Below are 22,406 nucleotides of genomic sequence, written 5' to 3' on the forward strand. Positions count from 1 at the left end.
GTTCGAGAACCGTCGGAGGGATGCGGGTCGGCGTCGACCGGGATGCTCAGCCGAGGAGCGTCGGCCCGAATATCATGAGCACGAGCGACGCGAGCATCGTGAGGCCGATGGAGGTCGTGATGGTGCGGACGACGGTGTGGGGGTCGTCGACCGGGAGCCGCGAGACGACGGCCTCGGCCGAGGTCCGCAGGATGCGACCGCCGTCGAGCGGGTAGCCGGGGATGCAGTTGAAAAGCCCCAGTTGGAGGTTAATCCACGCCGTCCAGAACAGGACGTTGGCGAAGATGAAGACGCCGCCGCCGAGGAAGCCCAGCGGGCCGCCGACCTGATAGAAGTTGACGACCTGTCCGGTGAAGCCGGGGAAGTTCGGAATCCCGAGGACGACCGACGCGAGGGGCAAGAGCAGTGACACGTAGACGAGTTGGAGCGGCGACCCTTCGAAGGCGGTCGCGAGGCCGCCGTCGCCGCCGTCGCCGCCGAGAAGCGAGAGGTACGTCCCCGCGGGGTACTCCTGCGTCCCGAAGTCCGTCAGGAGCAGGCCGCTCGTCCCCTGGAAGATGTTGACGCCGAGGAAGCCGTTGCCGTCCTGGTCGTTCGTGCCGAGCGTCACCTGCACCGTCTCGAAGCCGCCGTTTCGGTACAGTTCGACGGCGACGGTCTGGTCGGGGTCCGTCCGGTCGAGCGCCGCTTGCAACTCCGTCGAGGAGGTGATGCGCTCGCCGTTGAACGACGAGACGATGAGGGGCTGGGTCGTCCCCGTGGCGTTGTACAGCGGGCCGTTCTCGGCGACGGTCGTGATGTAGGCACCGACGGGGATGGTGCGCTCGCCGGCGGAGGTGTCGAGGCGGGCGAATCGCGAGTCGCCGACGGCCGACTCGAAGTCGGCGCGCGTCGAGACGGCGGTCCCGTTGACCGCGGTCACGCGAATCGGGTCGGACCCGGACTCGACGGTCAGGTTCGCGGGGTTGCCGGCGACGGAGCCGGCGACGACGAGTTCGCGCGTGACCGAGACGGTCCGCTCGCCGTCGAGTTCGACCGAGACCGTCCCCGCGTCGGTCGCGAGGAGCGCGGCGTCGAGTTCCCGCGTCGTGTTGACCGGCGTGCCCTCGATGGCGGTCACGCGGTCGCCGCCCGAGATGCCCGCCGCGTCGGCCGGCGACCCGGCGTACGCGCCGGAAACGGCGACACCGGGCGCGACCGAGATAGAGCCGATGACCGGGCCGAAAAGCAGGGCGAACGCGACGAGCGTGACGGCGAAGTTGTTCGTCACGCCGGCGGCGAACATCCGCGACTTGCCGCCGCGGTCGGCGCGGCGCTGGCTCTCCTCGGAGGGTTCGACGAACGCCCCCACGGGGAGTATCGTCAGGAGGACGATGCCCATCGACTCCACGTCGATGCCCTCGACGCGGCTGAGGACGCCGTGGCCGCCCTCGTGGACGACGAGGCCGACGAGGAGGCCGAAGAGGATTTCCGGCGCGACCGAAAGCGGGAGGAAGTCGTTGACGCCGGGGATGACGAGGAAGTTCTGCGGCTGGTTCACCTGCGTCGGGGCGGGCGGGTTCTGGAGGATGACGACCGCCTGAAACACGAGGAGGACGAACGTCCCGACCATGATGACGAGGGCGATGCCGAGGCCGACGTTGCTCCACGCACGCCAGAACCGCTTGGGGGCGGCGATTCTGTCGAGGAGTTCGCGGCCGCGACGGGTGTGGACCGTCGTGAGGGGACCCTGGACGCGGACGTACTCGGGGAGGATACCGCGAGCACGCAACAGCGCCGCGAGGAGAGAGTAGGCGATGAAGCCGGCGAGAACCCAAAGCAGCGTGTTCATCGCCCGAAGGGAAGCGGCGCGCGCCAAAAGGCGTTCGGGTTACGGTACCACCGTTCGGGTCACGGTACCGCGTTCGACGAGCGCGAGCGGGGTCGCGGTCGGGAGCCGACCCGGCCCGCGACCGAGAGTCGGGTTACTCGTCGTCGTCGCCGGGCGACTCGATTTCGACTTCGACCGCGCCGTCGTCGTCCGCGTCGGTCTCCTCGTCGCTCGCGTCGGCAGTCTCGTCCGTCTCGTCCGTCTCGTCGTCGGACGCGGCGTCCTCAGTCTCCTCTTCGGGGTCGTGTTCGACGGTGACCGTGGCGTCCTCGTCGTCGGACGCGTCGTCGCCCGCGCCGGTCTCCTCGTCGGCCGCCGTCTCGCCCCCGGCGGGGTCGTCGGCGAGCGCGATGTCGGTGAAGGAGTCGCCGGACGACGAGCGAAGCCGAGAGACGACGTAGGCGACGCCCACGAGGAGCAACGCGACGAGGAGCAGACGGCCCCACGAGCGGCCGCCCGAGGGGTCGTCGTCGACGGACGCCTGTTCGGAGTCGGCGTCGAACTCCTCCAGTTCGACGTCGAATTCGTCTTGCGATTCCTCCACGGACCGGATGAAGTCGATGAGAGACATGTGAACTGTGATGCGGCGAAGCCGCGGTAGGCGTCGTTCGCGAGGGAACGAGCCCGTCTCATCGTATGCGCGTCGGGGACATAAGTCGTCCCCCAGAAGGGTTTTAGCCACCCCGGCGACCAACGGGAACCGTGTTCGACAGTTCCCGCTACGAGGTCCGACAGAAGGTGTCCATCAGCAACAAGTACGTCGTCTACGAGGGCGACGACCCCATCCTCTCGGCGAAGCAAAAGAAGTTCAAACTGAAAGAGGACTTCCGGCTGAACGACCACGAGACCGGCGAAGAGCGCTTCCGCGTCAAGGCCGACAGCGTCCTCGACGTGTCGGCCGCCTACGACATCGTCGACAGTCGGACCGGCGAGCGCGTCGGCGCGGTCAAACGCGGCGCGTTCTCGTTCGCCAGACACACCTACCAACTGCTCGGTCCCGACGGCTCGGTCGCGGGGCGAATCGTCGAGGACAGCGTCCCGATGGCGGTCGCCAGACGGCTCGTCACGACGCTCATTCCCTTCTCGTACCGCATCGAGGACGCGACGGGGGAGTCTGTCGGCGCGGTCGACGGGCAGTTCTCGCTCCGCGACAAGTACACCGTCGACGTGGACCGCGAGCGAATCGACCCGCGGCTCGCCGTCGTCGGCGCGGTCGTCATAGACGCTATCGAGGAGAACTGACGGTCCGGATGAGGGCGACGGCGACGGCGACGACGAGGGGAGAGGGGCGAGGAGTCAGTCCTCGCGGCGGAGTCGCGTGACGACGAAGTCGCGCTCCAGCTCGCCGAGGAACTCGCCGAGTCGCGGCCCCTGTTCGGCGTCGAAAAACAGGCGGTAGCCGGCGGCGAAGAAGTCGCCCATCTCGATGTCGTGGCGGCGCGCCGTCTCGTAGATTTCGCCCTGAATCGCCTCGCCGTCGTGGTTCTCCTCGACGAAGTCCGCTAGTTCGTCGAGCGCGGCCTCGACCGCGGGGTCGAAGTCGAACTCGGGGAGGTCGACCTGCAGGCGGTAGTTGTACTGGTTGTCCATCTTCTCGGCCCAGCGGCGGGCGCGCTCGACCCGGCCGAGCGCCTCTTCGACCACCTCGTCGGGGGTGTCCTCGTCGAAGAAGCCCTCGTTGCGGGCCATCTTGACGCGCAGGTCCTCGTCGTCGGTCATGCCGAGGACGGCCGCGAACGTGTACGGGAGCCGAACCCGGTCCTCGCGGACCTCGTCGACGACGAACGGGTAGGCGCGCTCGGCGAAGCGGGTCAGGCTCTCGTCGTCGACGTCGCCGAAGTAGGCGCGCTCGAAGCGGTCGAAGTCGTCGACGAGCTGGTCGAGCCGCGTGAGGTCGAGGTCGCGGGCCTTCCGCGGGTTGAGCGCGAAGAAGTACCGGAGCACCTCGGGTTCGAGCAGGTCGAGCATCTCCGCAACGGTGACGATGTTGCCGGCCGACGACGACAGCGCCTCGCCGTTGAGCGTGAACCACTCGTACACCATCGGCACCGGCGGCTCGATTCCGAGGACGTTCTCGGCGATGTCCTTGCCGGAGGGCCACGAGCCCTCGGCGTGGTCCTTGCCGAACGGCTCGAAGTCGACGCCGAGGACCTGCCACTGACCGGGCCACTCGAAGCGCCACGGCAGTTTTCCCTCGCGGAACGTCGCGGTCCCCTCGTGGCCACAGCCGTCGATGGTGTTGTCGCCGACGGTCATGTCGGTACAGACGTAGTCGACGGTGCCGGCGTCGAGGTCGATGTCCGTGACCGTCTCCGTGATTTTGCCGCACTCGGCGCAGACGGGGTTGAAGGGGACGTAGTCCTCGTCGACCTTCGACTGGTACTCGCCCAGCACCTCGCGGGCGGTGCCGGCGTGTTCGAGGACGTGTTCGACCACGGGGTCGAAGTCGCCGTTGTCGTACAGTTCGGTGTTGGAAATCATCTCCACCGGGACGCCGAGGCGGTCGGCGTCGGCCTTCAGGAGCGCCGCGAAGTGCGCCGCGTAGGACTCGGCCTCGCCGAACGGGTCCGGAATCGACGTGTACGGCTTGCCGAGGTTGCGGCCGAGCGCGCCGGCGTCGACCTCGCCGAGCCCGACGATGTTGCCGTCGGCGTCCGCGAGCTTTCGCGGGAGCTTCCGGAGCGGGTCCTTGTCGTCGCTGGTGAACACCTGCCGGACCTCGTGGCCGCGCTCGCGGAGCACCTCGGCGACGAAGTAGCCGCGCATAATCTCGTTGAAGTTGCCGAGGTGGGCCACGCCCGAGGGGGAGACGCCGCCCTTGACGACGACCGGTTCGTCGGGGTCGCGGGCCTCGATTTCGTCGGCGACCTCGTCGGCCCAGAAGCCGTGGTGGGCGGCGTCCGCGTCGCCGTCGCCGTCGGTCGCGTCCGCGGCGGGGGCGTCGCCGCGGGAGGGGTCGTCGGTCGTCATCTCAGGGGGCCCAGTAGGTGGGTTCGTCGCCGCCCTCGGGGATGATGTCGGTGCCCGTGTGCTCGCCGCGGAGGACCGCCGGCGTGATGCGGTCGGGGTCCGTGCCGTCGAGGACGATGGTGCGCATCTTCGCGCGCTCGATGAGCTTCGCGGCGAGGAGGTCGACCGGGGCGGACGACCCGGCGTTCATCTCGATGTCGCCGATGACGTCGACGAGCTCCGCGGCGGTCATCTCCTCGAACTTCGTCGCGTCGGGGTCGGATTTCGGGTCGGCGCTGAACACGCCGTCGACGCTGGTCGCGTAGACGAGCAGGTCGGCGTCGACGTACTCGGCGAGCGCGGCCGCGACGGCGTCCGTGGTCTGGCCGGGCATGACGCCGCCCATCACCGAGATGTCGCCGCGCCGGATGGCGTCGCCGGCGTCCTCGTAGTCGTGGGCGACCTTGGGGTCGACCTGCGAGCCGAGCGCCGCGATGAGCAGGCGGGCGTTGATTCTGGTCACGTCGATGCCGATCTGGTCGAGTTGGACCTCGTTCGCGCCGAGGTCGCGGGCCGCACCGATGTAGTCGCGGGCGACGCCGCCGCCGCCGACGACCGCACCGATTTCGCACCCGTCCCGCGCGAGCGTTTCGACGACGGAGGCGTGAGCCTCCACGCGTCGAGCGTCGAGGTCCGGCGCGAGCACGCTTCCGCCGATGGAGATGACGACTCTCATTGCACACGGGTATCCGTGACCGCATCTTAAGGGTTATCAACTGCGAGACGCCCGTGTCGGGGGCTTTAAACCACTCTCGCGGCGACTACGGGTATGCGACTCGTCACCGTGGAGACGGTCACGCTCATCGCCGTCGGGTGGGTGCTCGCGCTCGGCGCGATGCTCGTCCGCCACCGCCGCGGCGAGGTCGACCGCAGAACCGTCTTCAACTGGGCGCTGGTGGCCTGTTTTTCGGTCGGCTGGGCGCTCTGGCAGTTCGACACGTTGCCCGCGACGGCCGACACCCCCGTCGGCGCGGCGGCCCCGTGGCTGGCGACGCTCCTCGGCCTCGTCGGCGCGGCCGTCGCCGTCCACCTGTATCGGACTCGCCCGCGCCCCGAGGCGCGGAAGTCGGAGCCGACACCCGAGCCCGACGAGGCCGGCACGGAGCAATCTTAAACCGGCGCGGGCCGTCCTTCGGGTATGCACGTCCTCGGAATCGTCGGCGCGGGCGCGACGACGCTCTGTGACCGACTCGCCGCGCAGTTAGACGGCCGCGTCGCCACCGTGGAATCGCTCCCCGAGAGCGCGACCGAACCGGAGTCGACAGACGGCGTCGCCGCCGCCTACGGCCTCTCGCCGGACGGCAACTGGGTCGGCACCGGCGACGACCGCGACCTCGATGGACTCCTCGACGACCTCTCCGCAGAGTACGACTACGCGCTCCTCTCGGGGTTCCCCGACGCGCGCGTCCCCACGGTCGCCCTCGCCGGTGCCGACGCGGCGCGCGTCGTCAAGGAAGTCGAAACGGCCGACGCCGCGGACGTGGCGTCCCTCGCCGCGGAGGTCGACGCGCACGAACCGCACGTCACGCTCGAAACGCTGGTCGAACGCGCGAAGGCGGACCCACTGGAGGTGTACGCCGGCGCGATTGCGACGTTCACCGGGCGAGTGCGCGCGAAGGAGGCCGAGGGCGACGACCCGACGCTCAGCCTCGAATTCGAGAAGTACGACGGGGTCGCGGAGTCGAAGATGGCCGCGATTTCGGAGGAACTGGAGGAGCGCGACGGCGTCCTCCGCGTCCTCATGCATCACCGGGTGGGCGTCATCGGCGACGGCGAGGACATCGTGTTCGTCGTCGTTCTCGCGGGGCACCGCCGAGAGGCGTTCCGGACGGTCGAAGACGGAATCGACCGCCTGAAAGACGAGGTGCCGATTTTCAAGAAGGAGACGACCACCGACGAGGAGTTCTGGGTCCACGACCGCTGAGGCAGAGTAGATTATTCAAGGTACGCGGATAGTCGCGTCGGCGGGGAAATCACCGATATTGCGGCACCGATTTCCGCAAAATGGGGCGTCAGACGGGGTGAATCGGGGTGTTTTCGCCCCATTAGTTTCTAACTATTATTTTCAGAAATAATCCCTCAGAATCGGTTCTAAAAAATCTACGTCGATTTCAAAGATTCCTAAAACGAACCGTTTTGGTCGATTCAAGCTGAAAGCGGCCGAACTAATTCTAACGGACCTTCCTTTATAACAGGTGATGGGTCGATAGGTGGAAGTGAGGTGTACCAGATGAGCGCAACAGTACCCCCCTCCACCGACAGTAGCTCCAAGGAAGACCGCCTCAAGCAGTACCTGCTCGACCGTGCGAAAGACGGCGAGATGTACTTCAAGAGCAAATTCATCGCCGACGATGTCGGCCTGTCTCCCAAGGAGATCGGCGCCCTGATGGTCAAGCTCCGCGACTCCGCGACGGACCTGACTATCGAGAAGTGGTCGTACACGAGCGCGACCACGTGGCGCGTCGAGACCGCCTGAACGCACGCACCGCCCGCCCCGACCGACGCCAGCGTCAGGACGACGCGTACCGCCCGGTCCCCGGACGAACTGAACGCGACCCCACGACAGCCCCGCCGAGCCCGCTCGGACCCCACGCCGAGACGCGACTCGGCCGCCCGAGAGCCCCGCTCGGTTCGTGACGCCGACGAACCGACGCCCTCCCCACGGCGCAGAGAGCCGAACTCCCCGCACGCCCCCGCCTCCCGCCGGAACGGCCTCCACCACACATCCCCGGTGACGGCCCACCCGTTCCGCGGCGACGCCCGCACGGTTCCGCGGCGCTTCGCTTTTTGACTTCGACGCAGACGCCCGAGCGACCGCCTCCCGCGCCGCCGTCGCCGGCCGGTTCGGGTCCCGTCACGGGATTTATGCACGTCGCCCCCCTACCCAACGGCGATGGAACAGTCCGAATCGGCGGACGGACCGCCGGTGGAGGCGCTTCGCGCCGTCTTCGACGTTCACGAGGTGCGGTCAGACGGTCGCCGTCGAATCTACTACGGCGAGTCGCTCGTCCCCGAGCAGATGCTCGTCCGCGAAATCTGGTCGGCGTTCCGGGGGGCCGGCTACGACGTGGAAGCGCAGGTGTCTGGGCTCGGAGAGACCGACGTAGTCATCGTCGAGCCGGCCTCGCAGGGCGTCGAGGGAATCCCGTGGAAGAACATCACGCTGTTCGCGCTGACGGTCTTCTCGACGCTGTTCGTCGGCGCGTACGCGTGGTACTACATCCCCCTGTCCGACATCACCGCGAACCCGCTCGTGTTGCTTCGGGCGTGGCCCTTCACCGCCGCGGTCCTCGGCGTCCTCTCGGTCCACGAGCTCGGCCACTACGCGGTCGGACGATACCACGGCGTCAACGTCTCGCTTCCCTACCTCATCCCGTTTATCTTCCCGTTCGGCACGCTCGGTGCCATCATCCGCATGCGCGGGCAGATGCCCGACCGAAAGACGCTGTTCGATATCGGCGTCGCCGGCCCGCTGGCCGGCCTCTTGGCGACGGTCGTTGTCACGGTCATCGGCCTCTCTCTCGAACCGATGACCGTCCCGAGCGAGGTCCTCGCCCGGTCCGGAGACATGATCGTGTTCAACAACCCGCCGCTCCTCGACGCCATCGCGGCCGTCCTCGGCCGGCCGACGGAGTACGCCGACCCCCGGACCGTCGTCCACCCCGTCGTCATCGGCGGCTGGGTCGGGATGTTCTTCACCGTCCTCAACCTGCTCCCCGTCGGCCAACTCGACGGCGGCCACATGGTCCGGGCGATGCTCGGCGAGCGACAGGAGTCGCTCGCGGCGGCCGTCCCGCTCGTCCTGTTCGGCATCGCCGGCTACCTCCACTACGTCCGCGGCCTCGGACTCAACCAGTCCGTCGGCCTGTGGTTCTTCTGGGGCCTGATGTCGACGTTCATCGCCTACAACGGCCCGGCGAAACCGATAGACGAGACGCCGCTCGGAACGGGCCGAATGGCCGTCGGCCTCTTTACGTTCGCCCTCGGCGCGGCGTGTTTCCTCCTCGTGCCGATTCAGGTCATTCCGGGATAGGGCGCGAGCGGGCGCTGGCGCAATCAGCGGGTTACTCGGGCCGTGAAACCGCTCAATAGGACGGGTGTGATGTGTTGGATGGGTAGCTGAGACTGCCACAAATCGCCACCCGTTCTTGGCTATCGGCCGGGTGAGACCGCCGTGAGTTCGGGGTCGAATCGGACATAATGTATTTCAACAGACAGTTTTAACGTCGCCTATGGAGAGAAACGAACTCTACCACGTCGTCGGGTTATTCCTGTTGGCGATGGTAACGCTGACGAGCGATTTCTCCGACCTCACGTTCCCAGCGAGCATATTCGGTAGCCTCGCGCAGATTGTCTCCCTCGCGGTGATGGTCGTCGCTCCATCGTACGTTATCGCAGACACCGTGGTCCGACTGACTGGTAGTTAGTGCGGCTATGTCCGGGGCTTCGATGACCGGATGATGACCGGAGCTGCCAACGGCGTCAGCTATTCGTCGCCGCCGTGGGTGTAGCCGCGGTCCGGAACGGCCTCGCCGTCGGCGACGACGGCGGCCTCTGTGGATTCCTCGACGACCTTCCCGACCACCGTGAGCGACACGTCGGTCGCATCGCGGGCGGCGTCAAGCGCCGACTCGGGAAGCGTGAACACGAGTTCGAAGTCCTCGCCGAAGAACGCCGCGAGGTCGCGCCTGTCGTCGGAATCGGTCGCCACCTCGCCGACCGCGTCGTGGACCGGGAGCGCGTCGAAGTCGAGGTCGAAGCCGCAGTCGCTGGCCTCCGCGAGCTGGTGGACCGAGCGGGCGAGGCCGTCGCTGGAGTCCATCATCGCCGTGGCCGACCCGCGGAGGGCGACGCCGGCTTCGACGCGAGGCGTGAACCGAAAGAGGTCGTTCGCGCGGTCGGTCTCGCCCGCCTCGAACAGGCGGACGGCGGCGGCGGAGCGACCGAGGTCGCCCGTGACGCAGAGCAGGTCGCCCGGGGCCGCGCCCGAGCGGCGAACCGGGTCGTCGGTGCGGCCGATGGCCGTCGTCGCCGTCGTGAACTCCCGGTGGGTGTCGAGGTCGCCGCCGACGTACTCCGCGCCGACCGCCTCGCAGACGTCCCGCGCGCCCCGGACGAAGTCGCCGAGTTCCGTCTCGTCGAGTTCGACGGCGGCGTAGGCGGCGACGGCGCAGGTGGCGCTCGCGCCCATCGCGGCCACGTCCGACAGCGACGCGCCGACGGCCCGCCAGCCGGCGGTGTAGCGGGTCGTCCCCGCGGGGAAGTCCGTCGTCTCGTGGAGCATGTCGGTCGTGACGACGAGGTCGTCCACGACGGCGGCGTCGTCGCCGGCACCGGGGAGGTCCGCGGCGAGCAGTCTGAGGGCGGCGCGCTCGTCCATGCCTCGGACGTGTCGGGCGACGCGGAAATGTCCATCTATCCGCCGTTGAGTGGCGTCACGGGTTCGGACGACGAGGTGCGGGACCGCGACAGCGTCGGCGACGGCGTCGGTGGCGGCGTCCGCGACAGACCTGTTTGTCGGCCGTCGAATCCGGTGACTTAATGCCCGTCGTAGACGCATCCCCAGCAAATGGCCCGCGAGAACCTCCGCGCGACGGTGCTCGGTTTCGCAGCGGCGGTCGTCGTCTTCGCCGTCCTGTTCTACTTCGCGGGCGTGGACGAGCTCATCGACCGGGTGACGATGGCCGAGCCGACCTATCTGGTCGCCATCCTCGCCATCACGCTGGTCTGGCTCGTCGCGTGGGGGGCGTCGCTGAAGACCGTCCTCGGCGTGCTCGGCGTGGACGTCTCGCTCGTCCGCTCGTTTCTCATCTTCACGGGCGCGACGTTCTCGAACAACATCACCCCGTTCGGGCAGGCGGGCGGCGAGCCCGTGACCGCGCTTCTCATCTCCCGGAGCGCCGACACCGAGTACGAGACCGGGCTGGCGGCCATCGCCAGCGTCGACACCGTCAACTTCGTCCCCTCCATCACCATCGCGCTCATCGGCGCGGGCTACTACGCCACGGAGGTGACGCTCGGCCGCAACCTCGAAATCGCGCTCGTCGCCGTCGTCGGCCTCGCCGTCGGCGTGCCGGCGGCCGTCTACGTCGCGTGGAAACGCCGCTACGACCTCGAACACCGGCTCATCGGCGTCCTGACGCCGGTCATCCGAACCGTCTCGCGGTACGTCCCGCGGGCGTCGGTGCCGTCGAACGACGGCATCGAGCGCCGCATCAACGGCTTTTTCCGCTCTATCGAGCGCGTCGGGCGAAACCCGCGGGGACTGGCGGTCGCCCTCGGCCTGTCGGGTGCCGGGTGGTTCTGCCAGATGGTCGCGCTCTGGGTGGCGTTCCACGCCATCGGCGCGCCCATCGCCTTCTCCATCGCGCTGTTCGTCGTCCCCATCGGGGCCATCGCCGGCGTGACGCCGCTTCCCGGCGGCGCGGGCGGCATCGAGTGGACGCTCGCCATCCTCGTCGCCGCCGCGAGCTCCGCCGTCTCGTTCGACGTGGCGACCGCGGGCGTCGTCGTCTTCCGCGGGTTCATCTACTGGGTGCCCGTCGTCCTCGGCGGCCTCGTGATGGGCACGGAGAGCGCGCGCGGGTGGCGGTCCTGACGGCGCGATACGGGCTGTCACCCCGGTGCACGCCGGGCGGGGCGCAGGAGCCTCCAACCGCCCGTATCGGGCGAATACGATGCCTTTAAACGCCGCGATTATGAACCAATAGCCATGGTAACCATCTATGACGTCCCGGCGGACGCCCTCATCGAAGAGGTCGCCGGACGACTCGAGGACCGTATCGAGCAACCCGACTGGATGGCCTTCGCGAAGAGCGGCCAGACCCGCGAGCTCCCGCCCCAGCAGGACGACTTCTGGTACGTCCGCGGCGCGAGCCTGCTCCGCAAGGTCGCCATGAACGGCCCCGTCGGCGTCGACCGCCTCTCGACCGAGTACGGCGGCCTCAAGCGCGGTTCCAACCGCTACAGCGTCTCCGGTGCGCACAGCGACGCCGGCAGTAAGAACATCATCCGCACGCTCCTCCAACAGCTCGAAGAGGAGGGCCTCGTCGAGACCGCCAAGGGCGAGGGTCGCCGCATCACCGCCGAGGGGACGAGCTTCCTCGACAACGCCGCGTCCGACGTGCTCTCCGACCTCGACCGTCCGGAACTCGAACGCTACGCGTAGAGCCGCCGACACACACCGAGAGTTCTTCTTCGACCGCCGATTCCCCCAGAGCCGTCGGTATACGGGTCCGTAATGGTTTTCAGACATCGGACCGTGCGCTAGGGTATGAGTGGCAGTCCCGACGATGAGCGACTGGAGGAGCTTCGAAAGAAGAAGATGCAGGAACTCCAGGAACAGCAGGGCGGCGGGCAGGGCTCCGCGGAGCAACAGCAGGCCGAGGAGGCCGCCCAACAGCGCGCCGAACAGCAGAAACAGGCGCTTCTCAAACAGCACCTGACCGACGAGGCCCGCCAGCGCCTCAACGCGGTGCAGATGTCCAAGCCGGACTTCGCGGAGCAGGTCGAGCGCCAAATCGTCGCCCTCGCCCAGAGCGGGCGCATCCAGGGCCGCATCGACGACGACAAGATGAAGGCGCTCCTGAAGGAGCTGCAGCCCGAGTCGAAGAGCTTCAACATCCGCCGCCGGTAACACGTGGAACTCGCGCTCCTCTACAGCGGCGGCAAGGACTCCTCGCTGGCCGCACTGCTTCTCGACGCCTTCTACGACGTGACGCTCGTGACCGTCCACTTCGGGGTCACGGAGGACTGGACGCACGCCCGCGACGCGGCGGCCGAACTCGGCTACGCCTTCGAGACGCTGGAACTCGACCGCGAGGTCGCGGCGGCGGCGACCGCCCGTATGGTCGAAGACGGCTACCCGCGCGGCGGCATCCAGCGCGTCCACGAACACGCCCTCGAAGCGGTCTGCGGCCTCGACTTCGACGCCGTCGCCGACGGCACCCGCCGCGACGACCGCGTCCCCTCTATCTCGCGGGCGCAGGCCCAGAGCCTCGAAGACCGCCACGGCGTCGACTACCTCTCGCCGCTTTCGGGGTTCGGCCGCGGCGCGGTCGACCGCCTCGTGGCGTCGCATCTCGACGTCGAAACCGGCCCCTCCGAGGAGATTCCGAAGGCCGACTACGAGGGCGAACTCCGCCACCTCATCGCCGCCGAACACGGGCGGGCGGCGGTCGACGAGGTGTTCCCGGACCACGTCCAGAGCTACGTCCACGGCCGGCGCTGAGGGCGGCCCCAGCGTTCGGACGCCGCCCTGTCTCGGCCACCCCGCGCCGCCCCGGCCGACCCGCCGCTCCGGCTCGTACCGCGTCGTTTTTCACGCCACCGCGCGCCGGGTGAGTCATGGACCCCGGCATCGCCTACTCCGTCCTCGCCGCGTTCGTCTGGGGCGTCTACATCTTCGCCCTGAAGCGGTACTTCCCGGGCTACTCCGGGGCGGTTCTCACGGTCGTCGTCAACGCCTTCGCAGTCGTCCTGTACCTCCCGGTCACGGCGATGACGTACGACCCGCAGGCCGTCCCCTCGCTGGCCGAACTCGGCGCGACGGGCGTGGGAATCGTCGCCGGCACGGCCGCCCTCGTCGGCGTCGCGCTCATCCTGTTCGTCGACGCCCTCGACGCCGGCGACGTCTCCTACGTCGCGCCCATCAACAAGCTCGTCCCGGTGTTCGTCCTCCCCATCGAAATCCTGTTTCTGAACCAGTTCCTGACGGGGATTCAGGTCCTCGGCGTCGCGGTCGCCACCGTCGCCGTCTACGTCGCGAACTACGAGGGCGGGGCGTTCCTCGACCCGCTTCGGCGCGCGGTCCGGTCGCGGCCCGCCCAGCTCGCGCTCGCCAGCGCGGCCTGTTACGCCGTCAGCGACGTGGGGAAACGCGTCGCACTGCAGGAACTCGGCATCCCGACGAGCGTGTTCGTCCCGGTGCTTTTCGTCGGCGCGGCGCTCGCCGTCCTGCCCGTCGCGGTCCGCAACTGGCCGGGGGTCCGCGGCGACCTCCCGAAGTTCGCCGCGGCGGGCGCGCTCGTCGCCGTCGGCGAACACGTCACGTCGACCGCCTTCGGGCTGGTGCCGGCGAGCATCGCCTCGCCCATCGTCAACATGCAGGCCATCGTCGCCGTCGTCCTCGGAGGCGTCGTCCTCCGGGAGGCCCGGTTCGGCACGCGCCTCGCCGCCGCCGTCCTCGCGGTCGTCGGCGTCTCGCTCATCGCGCTCGGCGACGTGGCGGCGCTCCGGTCGCTCGTCGGGTAGTCGCCCTCGCCCCGAACAACAGGTTTCAAGCGCGACCTTCGCCAACCAACGCGCATGTACGACCGACTCAAGGGATTTCGTGACTTCTACCCCGGCGAGATGTCGGCCCGGCGCGAGGTCGTCGACGCCGTCGAGACCGCCGCCGCCCGCTACGGCTTCCGCGAAATCGGGACGCCCCACCTCGAACGGACCCAGATGTACGTCGACAAGTCCGGCGAGGAAATCGTCGAGGAGCTGTACGCCTTCGAGGACAAAGGCGGCCGCGAGGTCACCCTCACGCCCGAGCTGACGCCGACGGTCGCCCGGATGGTCGTCGCCAAGCAACAGGCGCTGTCGAAGCCCATCAAGTGGGTCTCGACCCGGCCCTTCTGGCGCTACGAGCAGGTCCAGCAGGGTCGCTTCCGCGAGTTCTACCAGACCAACGCCGACATCTTCGGCTCCTCGGAGCCGGAGGCCGACGCCGAGATTCTGGCCTTCTGCGCCGACGCGCTGACCGACCTCGGTCTCACGGCCGACGACTTCGAGTTCCGCGTCTCCCACCGCGACATCCTCGGCGGCCTGCTCCGGTCGTTCGACGCCGACGTGGACGTCGCCGACGCGGTCCGCGCCGTCGACAAGTCCGAGAAGGTCGAACGCGAGGAGTACCTCGGCCTGCTTTCGGACGCCGGACTCTCGTACGACCAAGCCGGCGAGTTCGCCGACCTCATCGAGCGCGGCGACCTCGACGAAATCGCCGAGTTCGGCGGCGACAACGTCGCGGCCGCGGTCGAGAACCTCCGAAACGTCCTCGCCGCCGCCGACGACTTCGGCGCGGGCGAGTTCTGCGAGGTGTCGCTGACGACCGCCCGCGGGCTGGACTACTACACCGGCGTCGTCTTCGAGTGCTTCGACTCCACGGGCGACGTGTCGCGGGCGACGTTCGGCGGCGGCCGCTACGACGACCTCATCGAGTCGTTCGGCGGCCAGCCCACCCCCGCCGTCGGCGTCGGCATCGGCAACGCGACGCTCCAACTGCTCTGTCAGCGCGCCGGCGTCTGGCCCGAGGAAGAGCTGGCGACCGACTACTACCTCCTCACCGTCGGCGACACCCGCGGCGTCGCCTCAGACATCGCCCGCGACCTGCGCGCGGCGGGCAACGTTGTCGAGGTCGACGTCTCCGACCGGAGCTTCGGCGCGCAGATGTCCTACGCCGACTCCGTCAACGCCGACACGGTCGTCATCGTCGGCGAGCGCGACCTCGAAAACGGCGAGGTGACGGTCAAGGACATGGCGAGCGGCGACCAGACCACCGTCCCCGTCGACGACTTCCCCGGCGAGCGCGACGCGCCGACGTACGAGGACTACGAGTAGGCCGGCCCGCGGGTCACGCCGGCAGACCCGACCCTCGCGCCGACCGACTCGCCCCGCGATTCCCGCGGCCCGATACCGGCGCGCGCCCTTTTGTCCCCGCCCGTCGTACAGGCGAGTGACATGTACGACAGGATTCTCGTCCCGCTGGACGGTAGCGGCCCCGCCGACGAGGCGCTCGACCGCGCTCTCGACCTCGCCGCGACGACGGACGCGACGCTCTACGCCCTGTACGTCGTCGACGAGCGCGCCCTCCACGCGACCCAACTCGACGCCGGCGGCCTCGTCCGCGCCTACGAGGCGGAAGGCGAGCGCATCGTCTCCGAGGCCGTCGAGGCGGCCGAGGCGGACGGCATCGAGGTGGTCACGGCCGTCGAACACGGCTCGCCGCACCGGGCGATTCTCCGGTACGCGGACGAGGTCGACGCCGACCTCATCGTGATGGGCACCCACGGCCGCCGGGGCATCGAGCGCTACCTGCTCGGGAGCGTCACCGAGCGCGTGCTCCGACTGGCCGACGTGCCGGTGCTCTCGGTCCGAAGCGAGGACTCGCCGGTCGAAGACGAGCAGTCACTGGACGCGGACGCGTAGTCGCGGGGCGACGGCGTGGAGTCACGGGCCGACGGCGTGGAGTCGCGGGCCAACCGGAGCCGCCGAACCGGGTGGCGTCGGTTAAGTAGTCCGCCGGAAAATCACCCGGCATGCGCGCTTTCCGCGTCGCCTACGACGGACGCCCGTACCACGGGTTTCAGCGACAGCCGGACGTGCCGACCGTCGAGGACGCCTTCTTCGACGCCTGCCGCGCGCTCGGCGTCTGCGACGACGACGAGGAGCCGACCGACTACGCCGCCGCCGGGCGGACCGACGCGGGCGTCTCCGCGCTCGCCCAGACCGTCGCCTTCGACTGCCCCGACTGGTGTACGCCGCGGGCGCTGAACTCGGAGCTTCCGGGGACGGTGCGGGCGTGGGCCGCCGCCGACGCGCCCGACGACTTCCACGCCCGGCACCGGCCGACCCGCCGCGAGTACGTCTACGACCTCCACGCCCCGAGCGACGGCTTCGACGACGACCGGGCGAGCGCCGCCTTCGACGCCTGCCGCGGCGAACACGACTTCCACAACCTCACCCCCGACGACCACGGGACCGTCCGAGCCATCGACGGCGACCTGACCCGCGACGGCGACTTCCTCCTCGTGCGCGTCGAGGCCGGCGGCTTCGCCCGCGAACTCGTCCGCCGGCTCGTCTCGCTCGTCCGCGCCGTCGGGTCGGGCGCGGCCCCGCCGTCGAAGGTGGACGACGTGCTCGGTCCCGACCACCTCGACGGCCCCGAGGGCGTCCCGCCCGCGCCGCCGACCCCCCTACTTCTCACGGCGGTTGACTACCCGGGAATCGAGTTCGACGTGGACTCGATGGCCGCCGAGAGCGCCGCCGCGGCTTTCGGCGAGCAGGCCCTCGCGGACCGCATCGGCTGGCGCGTCGGCTCGCGCATCCGCGACGGCGTCCGGCGAGAGGCGGGCGACTCCAGCGAGTGAGAGGCGGGCGACCGCACCGTCGGCGACGGCGAAGACCGCAGTTGACGGACGCGCGAGGAGTCAATAGCTCTCCGGAGCGGTTTGGGTCGCACATAGCAACGTTATCGTGAGTCGGGCGCGAACGGTTCGACCATGTGCTACGACGCTGTCATCTTCGACAACGACGGCGTGCTGACGAAGCCGACACTCCTCGAAGTCCAGCGGGAGGCGGTCAGGCGGGCGTTCGCCGAGTTCGACGTGGAGCCGACGACCGAGACGGTCGACGGCGTCATCAACGGCGGCCTCACGCGCCTGCGCCGCATCTGTTCGGTCCACGACGTGCCGGTCGACGACTTCTGGTCGCGCCACGAGACCCACGCCGCGGCGACCCAGCGGGCGTGTCTCGAAGACGGGACGAAACCGCTGTACGACGACGTGACAGCCCTCGACGACATCGACCACCCGCTGGCGGTCGTGAGCAACAACCAACACGCGACCATCGAGCACATCCTCGACGTGTTCGACATCGGCGACCGCTTCGAGGTGGCCTACGGCCGCGACCCGACCGTCGAGGGCGCGCGGGTGAAGAAGCCGGACCCGCACTACATCGAGCGCGCCATGGGCGAACTCGGCGTCGACTCGGCGCTCTACGTCGGCGACAGCAACGTCGACGTGGTCGCGGCCGACCGCGCCGGCATCGACTCGGCGTTCATCCGCCGGCCCCACCGCGAGGGCTACGAGTTGGCCGCCGAACCGACCTACGAACTCGACTCGCTCGACGAACTGCTCGCGGTGTGCTGACGCGCGGGGGAGTGACTTCCCGCGACCCCGCGCCGCGTATCGACCAGTAGACACATCACGCGGCTCGCCGTCGGCTCACGCATGGACCGGTCCGCCGCGTGGGACGCCACCCTCCGCATCGTCTTCGGCCTGTTTATCGTCGGCGTCGGCAACGCCGTCGGCGGCTTCCTCGCCGGCACGACGGGCATCGCCGGCCTCGCGCTCTATCTCCTCGTGGCCGTGCCGACGTTCGTCTACGGGATGTTCTACGTCGTCATCGGGGCCGGAATGGTCGTCGAGGCCGCGACCGAAAGCGCGCTCGAAGCGGCGGACCTGACGGTCGAAGTCGGCGACGGCGAGGAAATCGAGCGCGACGACTCGGGCGGGGACGGCGGCGACGGCCCCGACCCCGCCGAAGACGGCTGACCGGCGCTACTCCCAGCCGTCGGGCCAGATGCCCGCCGCCTTCATCCCCGTCTCGAAGTCGGCGTCGCGGAACGCCGCGGCGAGTTCGTCGTCGTCGAGTCGGGGAACCTCCCCGTCGGCGGCGGCCGCGGCGAGTTCGCGGACGACGAGTGCAGTCAGCATCCCGTGTTCGCGGACGTTCCTGTCGTCGACCTTGTCGCGGGTGTCGGCGTGGGTGTGGCCCCAGCCGCGGCCGCGCTCGCCGCTTTCGCTCCTGAGCTGGAGCGCCGGGACGCCGGCGCGGACGAACGGCCATTGGTCGCTGAACGGGTGCGGTTCGGGTTCGATATCGACCGGGTGGCGCGTCTCGTCGCCGACGCGGGTCGCCACCGCGGCGGTCGCCTCGGAGGTGTGGCTGTGGGCGACGAGGTCGCGGAACCGCCCCGCGCCGTCGACGTTGACGACGGCGGCGACGCGGTCGAGGTCGAGGCGGTCGGCGAGGTGTTCGGAGCCGGTCAGCCCGAGTTCCTCGGCTCCGACGCCGACGACGCGCACCCCGAGGTCGAGGTCCATCTCGGCGAGCAGTCGCGCCGCGGTGACGACGACCGCGATGCCACAGCCGTTGTCGAGCGCACCCTCGGCGATGTCGTGGGCGTCGAAGTGGGCGCACAGGAGGAGTTCGCGGTCGGTGTCGGGGCCGACGCGACCCTCGACGTTCCGGCTCTCGCCGGGGGTCGTCTCGGCGTCGACCGAGAGGGTCGCCTCGCCGCCGCGGGCCGCGTAGTCGGTCAGCCACGACCCGGTTTCGGCGCTCACGCCGACCGCGGGGGCGGCGGCCTCCTCGTCGTAGCGGAGCGCCCCGGTCGGCGGGAGTTGCCCGGGGACGTGGTTGACGAAGACGAAGCCGACCGCGCCGGAGTCGATTGCGTAGTTGAACTTCTCCATCCGGTGGACGAACCGGCCGCCGGCGGGGGTGGTCGCGCTGGCGACGGCGAGCGCGCCGTCCACGTCGGCCGCGTCGATTTCGCTCGGCGTGCCGTAGCCGACGTCGACCAGCGGGCCGGAGACGGTCGCCGGCGGGGCGTACGGGAGCGCGACGGCCTCGAAGCGCCGCTCGTCGGGCGCGGTGAGGTCGAGCGTCGTGTCGCCGCGGGTCCAGCGGGCCATCTCGAAGGGGTCGAACTCGACGCGCTCGACGCCCGCGTCGGTGAAGGCGTCGGCGACGAGCGCCCTCGCGCGGCGGTCGCCCGGCCCGCCGGCCATCCGGTCGCCGATGGCGGTCAAGTCGGTGAGGAACGCCCACGGGCGGTCGTCGACCCACGTCCGGGCGAACGCCTCGCGGACCGCGGGGGAGAGGTCGTCCATGGGGCATGAACACGCCCGCCAGTCAAAGTGGTTTGCACCGCCGGACCCCGCCGAGCGAGCCCTCCGCGGTCGGGGCCGGAGTCGGTGTCGGATGCCGAAAATCGCCCACAACATCTAACTCAGTTGACGTGGTACGAACGACCGCCATGCCGACATGTCAGAACTGCAATTCTTTCGTCACGGAAGGTTACGTCAGGGTGTTCGCCCCGGAGGGCATGGACGACCCCCGCGTCTGCCCGCACTGCGAGGACTTGGTCCGGGACGGTTCGCAGGTCCGAGAGGCGAGGGCGACCCGACACTAACCGCGTCGCGGCCGTCCGCTTCGACCCCGCACCGCCCTTCGATTGATAAGGCTTACCAGCCGCGCGCGCGTCAAAGTAGCCGACATGAGTTCGGTTCCCGAGCGGAGCGACATCGACGAGGAGTACAAGTGGGACCTCGACAGCATCTACGCGTCCGACGACGAGTGGGAGGCGGCGTACGAGGACGTCGCAGAGCGCGTCCCCGAACTGGCGAGCTACGAGGGCCGCGCCACCGAGGACCCCGAGACGCTCCTCGAACTCTTCGAGACGATGGAGGAGGTGCTCCGCGAGGTGTCGATGGTCGTCTCCTACGCGAACCTCCGTAGCAGTCAGGACACGCGGAATCAGGAGTACCAGGCGCAGGCCGGCCGCGCGGAGGCGCTGGCGTCGAGGGCCCGGAGCGCGGTCAGCTATCTGGACCCCGAACTGCAGGAGCTCGGCCGCGACGGCGTCGACGAGTTCGTCGAGGAGGAATCCGAGCTGGCGGCCTACGAGCACTACTTCGACGACGTGCTCCGAACGAAGGAACACACCCGCTCCGCGGAGGTCGAGGAGGTCCTCGCCGACCTCTCGGACGTGACCGGCGCGTCCAGCGACATCTACTCGATGCTCGCCAACGCCGACTTAGAGTTCCCGACCGTCGAAAAGCCCGACGGCACGTCGGTCGAAATCACGCAGGGCAACTTCACGAAGCTTCAGAAACACCCCGACCGCGAGTTCCGCCGGACCGTCCACGAGGAGTTCTACGACCGCTGGGCCGACGTGCGCAACGCCGTCGGCACCTCGCTGAAAAACAGCGTCAAGAAGGACGTGAAGACCGCGCGCATCCGCGACTACGACGCCGCCCGCGAGGCCGCGCTCGACGGCCCCAACGTCCCCGTCGAGGTGTACGACAACTTACTCGATACCGTCCGCGACAACCTCGGCCACCTCCACCGCCACGCCGAGTTGAAGCGGGAGGCCATCGGCGCGGACGAACTCCAGATGTGGGACCTGTACGTCTCGCTCACCGGCGACCACGGCCCCGAAATCCCGTACGAGCAGGCGAAAGAGTACATCGTCGAGGCCGTCGAACCGCTCGGCGAGGCCTATCAGGAGCGGATGGCCGAGGGGCTCGACGACCGCTGGGTCGACGTGTACGAGAACCGCGGCAAGCGCTCCGGGGCGTACTCCGCGGGCACCTACGACACCCAGCCGTTCATCATGATGAACTACCAGGACGACGCCGCCTCGATGTTCACGCTCGCCCACGAGCTGGGCCACTCGATGCACTCCGAACTCGCCAACGACGCCCAGCCGTGGCACGACGCGAGCTACGACATCTTCACCGCCGAGGTCGCCTCCACGGTCAACGAGACGCTCCTGACGGAGTACCTCTTGGAGAACGTCGACGACGACGAGCTCCGGACGCACGTCCTCGACGAGTACCTCGAACGGTTCCGCTCGACGCTGTTCCGCCAGACGATGTTCGCCGACTTCGAACTCCAGATTCACGAGGTCGTCGAGAACGACGGCGCGCTCACGCCCGACCGGTTCGACGAGATGTACGGGGACCTGAAGGCGGCGTACTACGAGCCCGCGGCGACCGACGACCGCATCGCCCGCGAGTGGATGCGCATCCCGCACTTCTACTACAACTATTACGTCTACCAGTACGCGACGGGTATCTCCGCGGCGGCGGCCATCGTCGAGCGCATCCGCGAGGAGGGCGAGTCGGCCGCGGCGGACTACCGCGAGGCGCTCGCGCTCGGCGGGAGCGAATACCCCCTCGACGTGCTCCAAACCGCCGGCGTCGACATGACCGAACCCGAGCCCATCGAGGACGCGATGTCGGTGTACGCCGAGTTCCTCGACGAGGCCGCGACGCTCCTCGACCTCGAATAAGGGAAAAAGCGGTGCGGGCTCAGCCGACCTGCACGAGTTTGGCCTGCCCGGACGCGCTGTTGATGTGGACGTTGTACTCGCCGCGGTCGTCGGCGGCGTGGACGACCCACGCGGACCGCTGTTGAGACGGCGCTTCGATGACGGCGTCGTCGTGGCCGGCGTGGGCGAGCTTTTCGCGCGCGATGCGCTGTGCGTCGAGCGGCGACCGGACGGACTGCTCGCCGTCGCGGAGCCGAATCGTCGTCACCGGGACGCTGGCGAGGCGGCCGACGCGCTCGGCGACGCTCCCGTTCACCAGTCGGTCGACGCCCTCGCGGCCGTGGGTCCCCATCACGATGAGGTCGGCGCGGTGCGTGTTGGCGAAGTCGGCGATTGACGCCGCGGGGTCGCCGACGAGGATGCTCGTCTCGATGTCGACGCCGCGTTCTTCGGCGCGTTCGACCACGTCGGCGAAGGCGCGTTCGCTCCGCGACTGCGAGCGTTCGCCGTCGTCGTCGGTGTCCACGGGCGGTCGAGTGACGTACAGCGCGTGAACCGACGCGCCGACGGCGTCCGCGAGGCGAATCGCGTGACTCGCCGCGTTCATTGACTCCGGACTGGTGTCGACGGGAACGAGGATGTTAGTGTACATTTGTTGGCCCTCCTGAGCCAGAGTACGCGGGGTACGGAGTAATATCGGGT

Annotated in this window: 25 protein-coding genes; 18 read left to right on the forward strand and 7 right to left on the reverse strand. The window is 69.1% G+C overall.

The genetic code is table 11. The features are described from left to right. Positions 1-46: 46 nt before the first annotated feature. Positions 47-1,831, reverse strand: coding sequence for a site-2 protease family protein (locus C438_RS01565; protein ID WP_004967480.1), 1,785 nt, complete (start codon positions 1,829-1,831; stop codon positions 47-49). Between the two features lie 133 nt (positions 1,832-1,964). Then, the gene (locus C438_RS01570) at positions 1,965-2,441 is read right to left on the reverse strand and encodes a hypothetical protein (RefSeq protein WP_004967481.1); all 477 of its coding nucleotides are present in this window, start codon (positions 2,439-2,441) and stop codon (positions 1,965-1,967) included. A 131-nt stretch (positions 2,442-2,572) separates the two neighbouring features. On the opposite strand from C438_RS01570, the gene C438_RS01575 reads away from it, so the two are divergent. Beyond that, positions 2,573-3,112: a hypothetical protein gene (locus C438_RS01575; RefSeq protein WP_004967482.1), complete on the forward strand. Its 540-nt coding sequence runs from the start codon at positions 2,573-2,575 to the stop codon at positions 3,110-3,112. A 54-nt stretch (positions 3,113-3,166) separates the two neighbouring features. On the opposite strand, the gene lysS is transcribed toward C438_RS01575, so the two are convergent. Together lysS and pyrH are read right to left on the reverse strand one after the other, a co-directional pair. Then, positions 3,167-4,840, reverse strand: a complete 1,674-nt coding sequence (gene lysS / locus C438_RS01580) for a lysine--tRNA ligase (protein ID WP_004967483.1) — start codon at positions 4,838-4,840, stop codon at positions 3,167-3,169. A gap of 1 nt (position 4,841) precedes the next feature. Continuing rightward, positions 4,842-5,555, reverse strand: coding sequence for a UMP kinase (pyrH, locus tag C438_RS01585; protein ID WP_004967484.1), 714 nt, complete (start codon positions 5,553-5,555; stop codon positions 4,842-4,844). 93 nt (positions 5,556-5,648) lie between these two features. Here pyrH and C438_RS01590 point away from each other — a divergent pair, with 93 nt between their 5' ends. From C438_RS01590 to C438_RS01610, 5 genes are all read left to right on the forward strand, one after another. Beyond that, a complete protein-coding gene (locus C438_RS01590) occupies positions 5,649-5,993 on the forward strand; it encodes a hypothetical protein (RefSeq protein WP_004967485.1) in 345 nt (114 codons plus the stop codon). A 24-nt stretch (positions 5,994-6,017) separates the two neighbouring features. Next, entirely contained in the window at positions 6,018-6,803 is a 786-nt protein-coding gene (locus tag C438_RS01595; RefSeq protein ID WP_004967486.1) for a molybdopterin synthase, read from the forward strand. Positions 6,804-7,109: 306 nt separating this feature from the next. Next, positions 7,110-7,355, forward strand: coding sequence for a DUF7123 family protein (locus C438_RS01600; protein WP_049917659.1), 246 nt, complete (start codon positions 7,110-7,112; stop codon positions 7,353-7,355). 417 nt (positions 7,356-7,772) lie between these two features. Then, a complete protein-coding gene (locus C438_RS01605; protein ID WP_004967488.1) occupies positions 7,773-8,912 on the forward strand; it encodes a site-2 protease family protein in 1,140 nt (379 codons plus the stop codon). A gap of 199 nt (positions 8,913-9,111) precedes the next feature. Then, positions 9,112-9,306 (forward strand): hypothetical protein, encoded by a 195-nt coding sequence (locus C438_RS01610; RefSeq protein WP_004967489.1) that lies wholly within the window; start codon positions 9,112-9,114, stop codon positions 9,304-9,306. A gap of 59 nt (positions 9,307-9,365) precedes the next feature. On the opposite strand, the gene thiL is transcribed toward C438_RS01610, so the two are convergent. Beyond that, positions 9,366-10,259: a thiamine-phosphate kinase gene (gene thiL / locus C438_RS01615; protein ID WP_004967490.1), complete on the reverse strand. Its 894-nt coding sequence runs from the start codon at positions 10,257-10,259 to the stop codon at positions 9,366-9,368. Positions 10,260-10,448: 189 nt separating this feature from the next. On the opposite strand from thiL, the gene C438_RS01620 reads away from it, so the two are divergent. From C438_RS01620 to C438_RS01665, 10 genes are all read left to right on the forward strand, one after another. After that, on the forward strand, positions 10,449-11,477 hold the full coding sequence (locus C438_RS01620; protein ID WP_004967491.1) for a lysylphosphatidylglycerol synthase transmembrane domain-containing protein: 1,029 nt from the start codon (positions 10,449-10,451) through the stop codon (positions 11,475-11,477). 114 nt (positions 11,478-11,591) lie between these two features. Continuing rightward, the gene (locus C438_RS01625) at positions 11,592-12,047 is read left to right on the forward strand and encodes a 30S ribosomal protein S19e (protein WP_004041740.1); all 456 of its coding nucleotides are present in this window, start codon (positions 11,592-11,594) and stop codon (positions 12,045-12,047) included. 105 nt (positions 12,048-12,152) lie between these two features. Continuing rightward, the gene (locus tag C438_RS01630; RefSeq protein WP_004063030.1) at positions 12,153-12,515 is read left to right on the forward strand and encodes a DNA-binding protein; all 363 of its coding nucleotides are present in this window, start codon (positions 12,153-12,155) and stop codon (positions 12,513-12,515) included. A gap of 3 nt (positions 12,516-12,518) precedes the next feature. Next, on the forward strand, positions 12,519-13,109 hold the full coding sequence (locus C438_RS01635; RefSeq protein WP_004967492.1) for a DUF7411 family protein: 591 nt from the start codon (positions 12,519-12,521) through the stop codon (positions 13,107-13,109). 116 nt (positions 13,110-13,225) lie between these two features. Further along, positions 13,226-14,131 (forward strand): EamA family transporter, encoded by a 906-nt coding sequence (locus C438_RS01640; RefSeq protein WP_004967493.1) that lies wholly within the window; start codon positions 13,226-13,228, stop codon positions 14,129-14,131. Positions 14,132-14,185: 54 nt separating this feature from the next. Continuing rightward, on the forward strand, positions 14,186-15,481 hold the full coding sequence (gene hisS / locus C438_RS01645) for a histidine--tRNA ligase (protein WP_004967494.1): 1,296 nt from the start codon (positions 14,186-14,188) through the stop codon (positions 15,479-15,481). A 120-nt stretch (positions 15,482-15,601) separates the two neighbouring features. Next, positions 15,602-16,069, forward strand: a complete 468-nt coding sequence (locus C438_RS01650) for a universal stress protein (RefSeq protein WP_004967495.1) — start codon at positions 15,602-15,604, stop codon at positions 16,067-16,069. A gap of 110 nt (positions 16,070-16,179) precedes the next feature. Next, the gene (gene truA / locus C438_RS01655) at positions 16,180-17,010 is read left to right on the forward strand and encodes a tRNA pseudouridine(38-40) synthase TruA (protein ID WP_004967496.1); all 831 of its coding nucleotides are present in this window, start codon (positions 16,180-16,182) and stop codon (positions 17,008-17,010) included. Positions 17,011-17,142: 132 nt separating this feature from the next. Continuing rightward, positions 17,143-17,790 carry an HAD family hydrolase gene (locus C438_RS01660; protein ID WP_004967497.1) on the forward strand — a complete coding sequence of 216 codons (648 nt, stop codon included), beginning with the start codon at positions 17,143-17,145 and terminating at the stop codon, positions 17,788-17,790. Positions 17,791-17,871: 81 nt separating this feature from the next. Continuing rightward, the gene (locus C438_RS01665) at positions 17,872-18,195 is read left to right on the forward strand and encodes a hypothetical protein (RefSeq protein WP_004967498.1); all 324 of its coding nucleotides are present in this window, start codon (positions 17,872-17,874) and stop codon (positions 18,193-18,195) included. Positions 18,196-18,201: 6 nt separating this feature from the next. Here the strand turns inward: C438_RS01665 and C438_RS01670 are convergent, their stop codons facing one another. Further along, positions 18,202-19,539 (reverse strand): M28 family metallopeptidase, encoded by a 1,338-nt coding sequence (locus C438_RS01670; RefSeq protein ID WP_004967499.1) that lies wholly within the window; start codon positions 19,537-19,539, stop codon positions 18,202-18,204. Positions 19,540-19,685: 146 nt separating this feature from the next. Between C438_RS01670 and C438_RS20285 the strand changes: the two genes are divergently transcribed. Both C438_RS20285 and pepF read left to right on the forward strand, forming a co-directional pair. Further along, positions 19,686-19,841 (forward strand): DUF7563 family protein, encoded by a 156-nt coding sequence (locus tag C438_RS20285; protein ID WP_004967500.1) that lies wholly within the window; start codon positions 19,686-19,688, stop codon positions 19,839-19,841. Positions 19,842-19,925: 84 nt separating this feature from the next. Further along, positions 19,926-21,725 carry an oligoendopeptidase F gene (gene pepF, locus C438_RS01675; RefSeq protein WP_004967501.1) on the forward strand — a complete coding sequence of 600 codons (1,800 nt, stop codon included), beginning with the start codon at positions 19,926-19,928 and terminating at the stop codon, positions 21,723-21,725. Between the two features lie 19 nt (positions 21,726-21,744). Here pepF and C438_RS01680 read toward each other — a convergent pair whose 3' ends face one another. Then, positions 21,745-22,356 carry a universal stress protein gene (locus C438_RS01680; RefSeq protein WP_004967502.1) on the reverse strand — a complete coding sequence of 204 codons (612 nt, stop codon included), beginning with the start codon at positions 22,354-22,356 and terminating at the stop codon, positions 21,745-21,747. Positions 22,357-22,406 lie beyond the last annotated feature (50 nt).

Source organism: Haloferax denitrificans ATCC 35960, assembly GCF_000337795.1.
GTDB lineage: Archaea > Halobacteriota > Halobacteria > Halobacteriales > Haloferacaceae > Haloferax > Haloferax denitrificans.

Coding starts and splice junctions, on each gene's coding strand:
- C438_RS01565 (WP_004967480.1), bottom strand. CDS start 1,831: ATGAACACGCTGCTTTGGGTTCTCGCCGGCTTCATCGCCTACTCTCTC.
- C438_RS01570 (WP_004967481.1), bottom strand. CDS start 2,441: ATGTCTCTCATCGACTTCATCCGGTCCGTGGAGGAATCGCAAGACGAA.
- lysS (WP_004967483.1), bottom strand. CDS start 4,840: ATGACGACCGACGACCCCTCCCGCGGCGACGCCCCCGCCGCGGACGCG.
- pyrH (WP_004967484.1), bottom strand. CDS start 5,555: ATGAGAGTCGTCATCTCCATCGGCGGAAGCGTGCTCGCGCCGGACCTC.
- C438_RS01590 (WP_004967485.1), top strand. CDS start 5,649: ATGCGACTCGTCACCGTGGAGACGGTCACGCTCATCGCCGTCGGGTGG.
- C438_RS01595 (WP_004967486.1), top strand. CDS start 6,018: ATGCACGTCCTCGGAATCGTCGGCGCGGGCGCGACGACGCTCTGTGAC.
- C438_RS01600 (WP_049917659.1), top strand. CDS start 7,110: ATGAGCGCAACAGTACCCCCCTCCACCGACAGTAGCTCCAAGGAAGAC.
- C438_RS01605 (WP_004967488.1), top strand. CDS start 7,773: ATGGAACAGTCCGAATCGGCGGACGGACCGCCGGTGGAGGCGCTTCGC.
- C438_RS01610 (WP_004967489.1), top strand. CDS start 9,112: ATGGAGAGAAACGAACTCTACCACGTCGTCGGGTTATTCCTGTTGGCG.
- thiL (WP_004967490.1), bottom strand. CDS start 10,259: ATGGACGAGCGCGCCGCCCTCAGACTGCTCGCCGCGGACCTCCCCGGT.
- C438_RS01620 (WP_004967491.1), top strand. CDS start 10,449: ATGGCCCGCGAGAACCTCCGCGCGACGGTGCTCGGTTTCGCAGCGGCG.
- C438_RS01625 (WP_004041740.1), top strand. CDS start 11,592: ATGGTAACCATCTATGACGTCCCGGCGGACGCCCTCATCGAAGAGGTC.
- C438_RS01630 (WP_004063030.1), top strand. CDS start 12,153: ATGAGTGGCAGTCCCGACGATGAGCGACTGGAGGAGCTTCGAAAGAAG.
- C438_RS01640 (WP_004967493.1), top strand. CDS start 13,226: ATGGACCCCGGCATCGCCTACTCCGTCCTCGCCGCGTTCGTCTGGGGC.
- hisS (WP_004967494.1), top strand. CDS start 14,186: ATGTACGACCGACTCAAGGGATTTCGTGACTTCTACCCCGGCGAGATG.
- C438_RS01650 (WP_004967495.1), top strand. CDS start 15,602: ATGTACGACAGGATTCTCGTCCCGCTGGACGGTAGCGGCCCCGCCGAC.
- truA (WP_004967496.1), top strand. CDS start 16,180: ATGCGCGCTTTCCGCGTCGCCTACGACGGACGCCCGTACCACGGGTTT.
- C438_RS01660 (WP_004967497.1), top strand. CDS start 17,143: ATGTGCTACGACGCTGTCATCTTCGACAACGACGGCGTGCTGACGAAG.
- C438_RS01665 (WP_004967498.1), top strand. CDS start 17,872: ATGGACCGGTCCGCCGCGTGGGACGCCACCCTCCGCATCGTCTTCGGC.
- C438_RS01670 (WP_004967499.1), bottom strand. CDS start 19,539: ATGGACGACCTCTCCCCCGCGGTCCGCGAGGCGTTCGCCCGGACGTGG.
- C438_RS20285 (WP_004967500.1), top strand. CDS start 19,686: ATGCCGACATGTCAGAACTGCAATTCTTTCGTCACGGAAGGTTACGTC.
- pepF (WP_004967501.1), top strand. CDS start 19,926: ATGAGTTCGGTTCCCGAGCGGAGCGACATCGACGAGGAGTACAAGTGG.
- C438_RS01680 (WP_004967502.1), bottom strand. CDS start 22,356: ATGTACACTAACATCCTCGTTCCCGTCGACACCAGTCCGGAGTCAATG.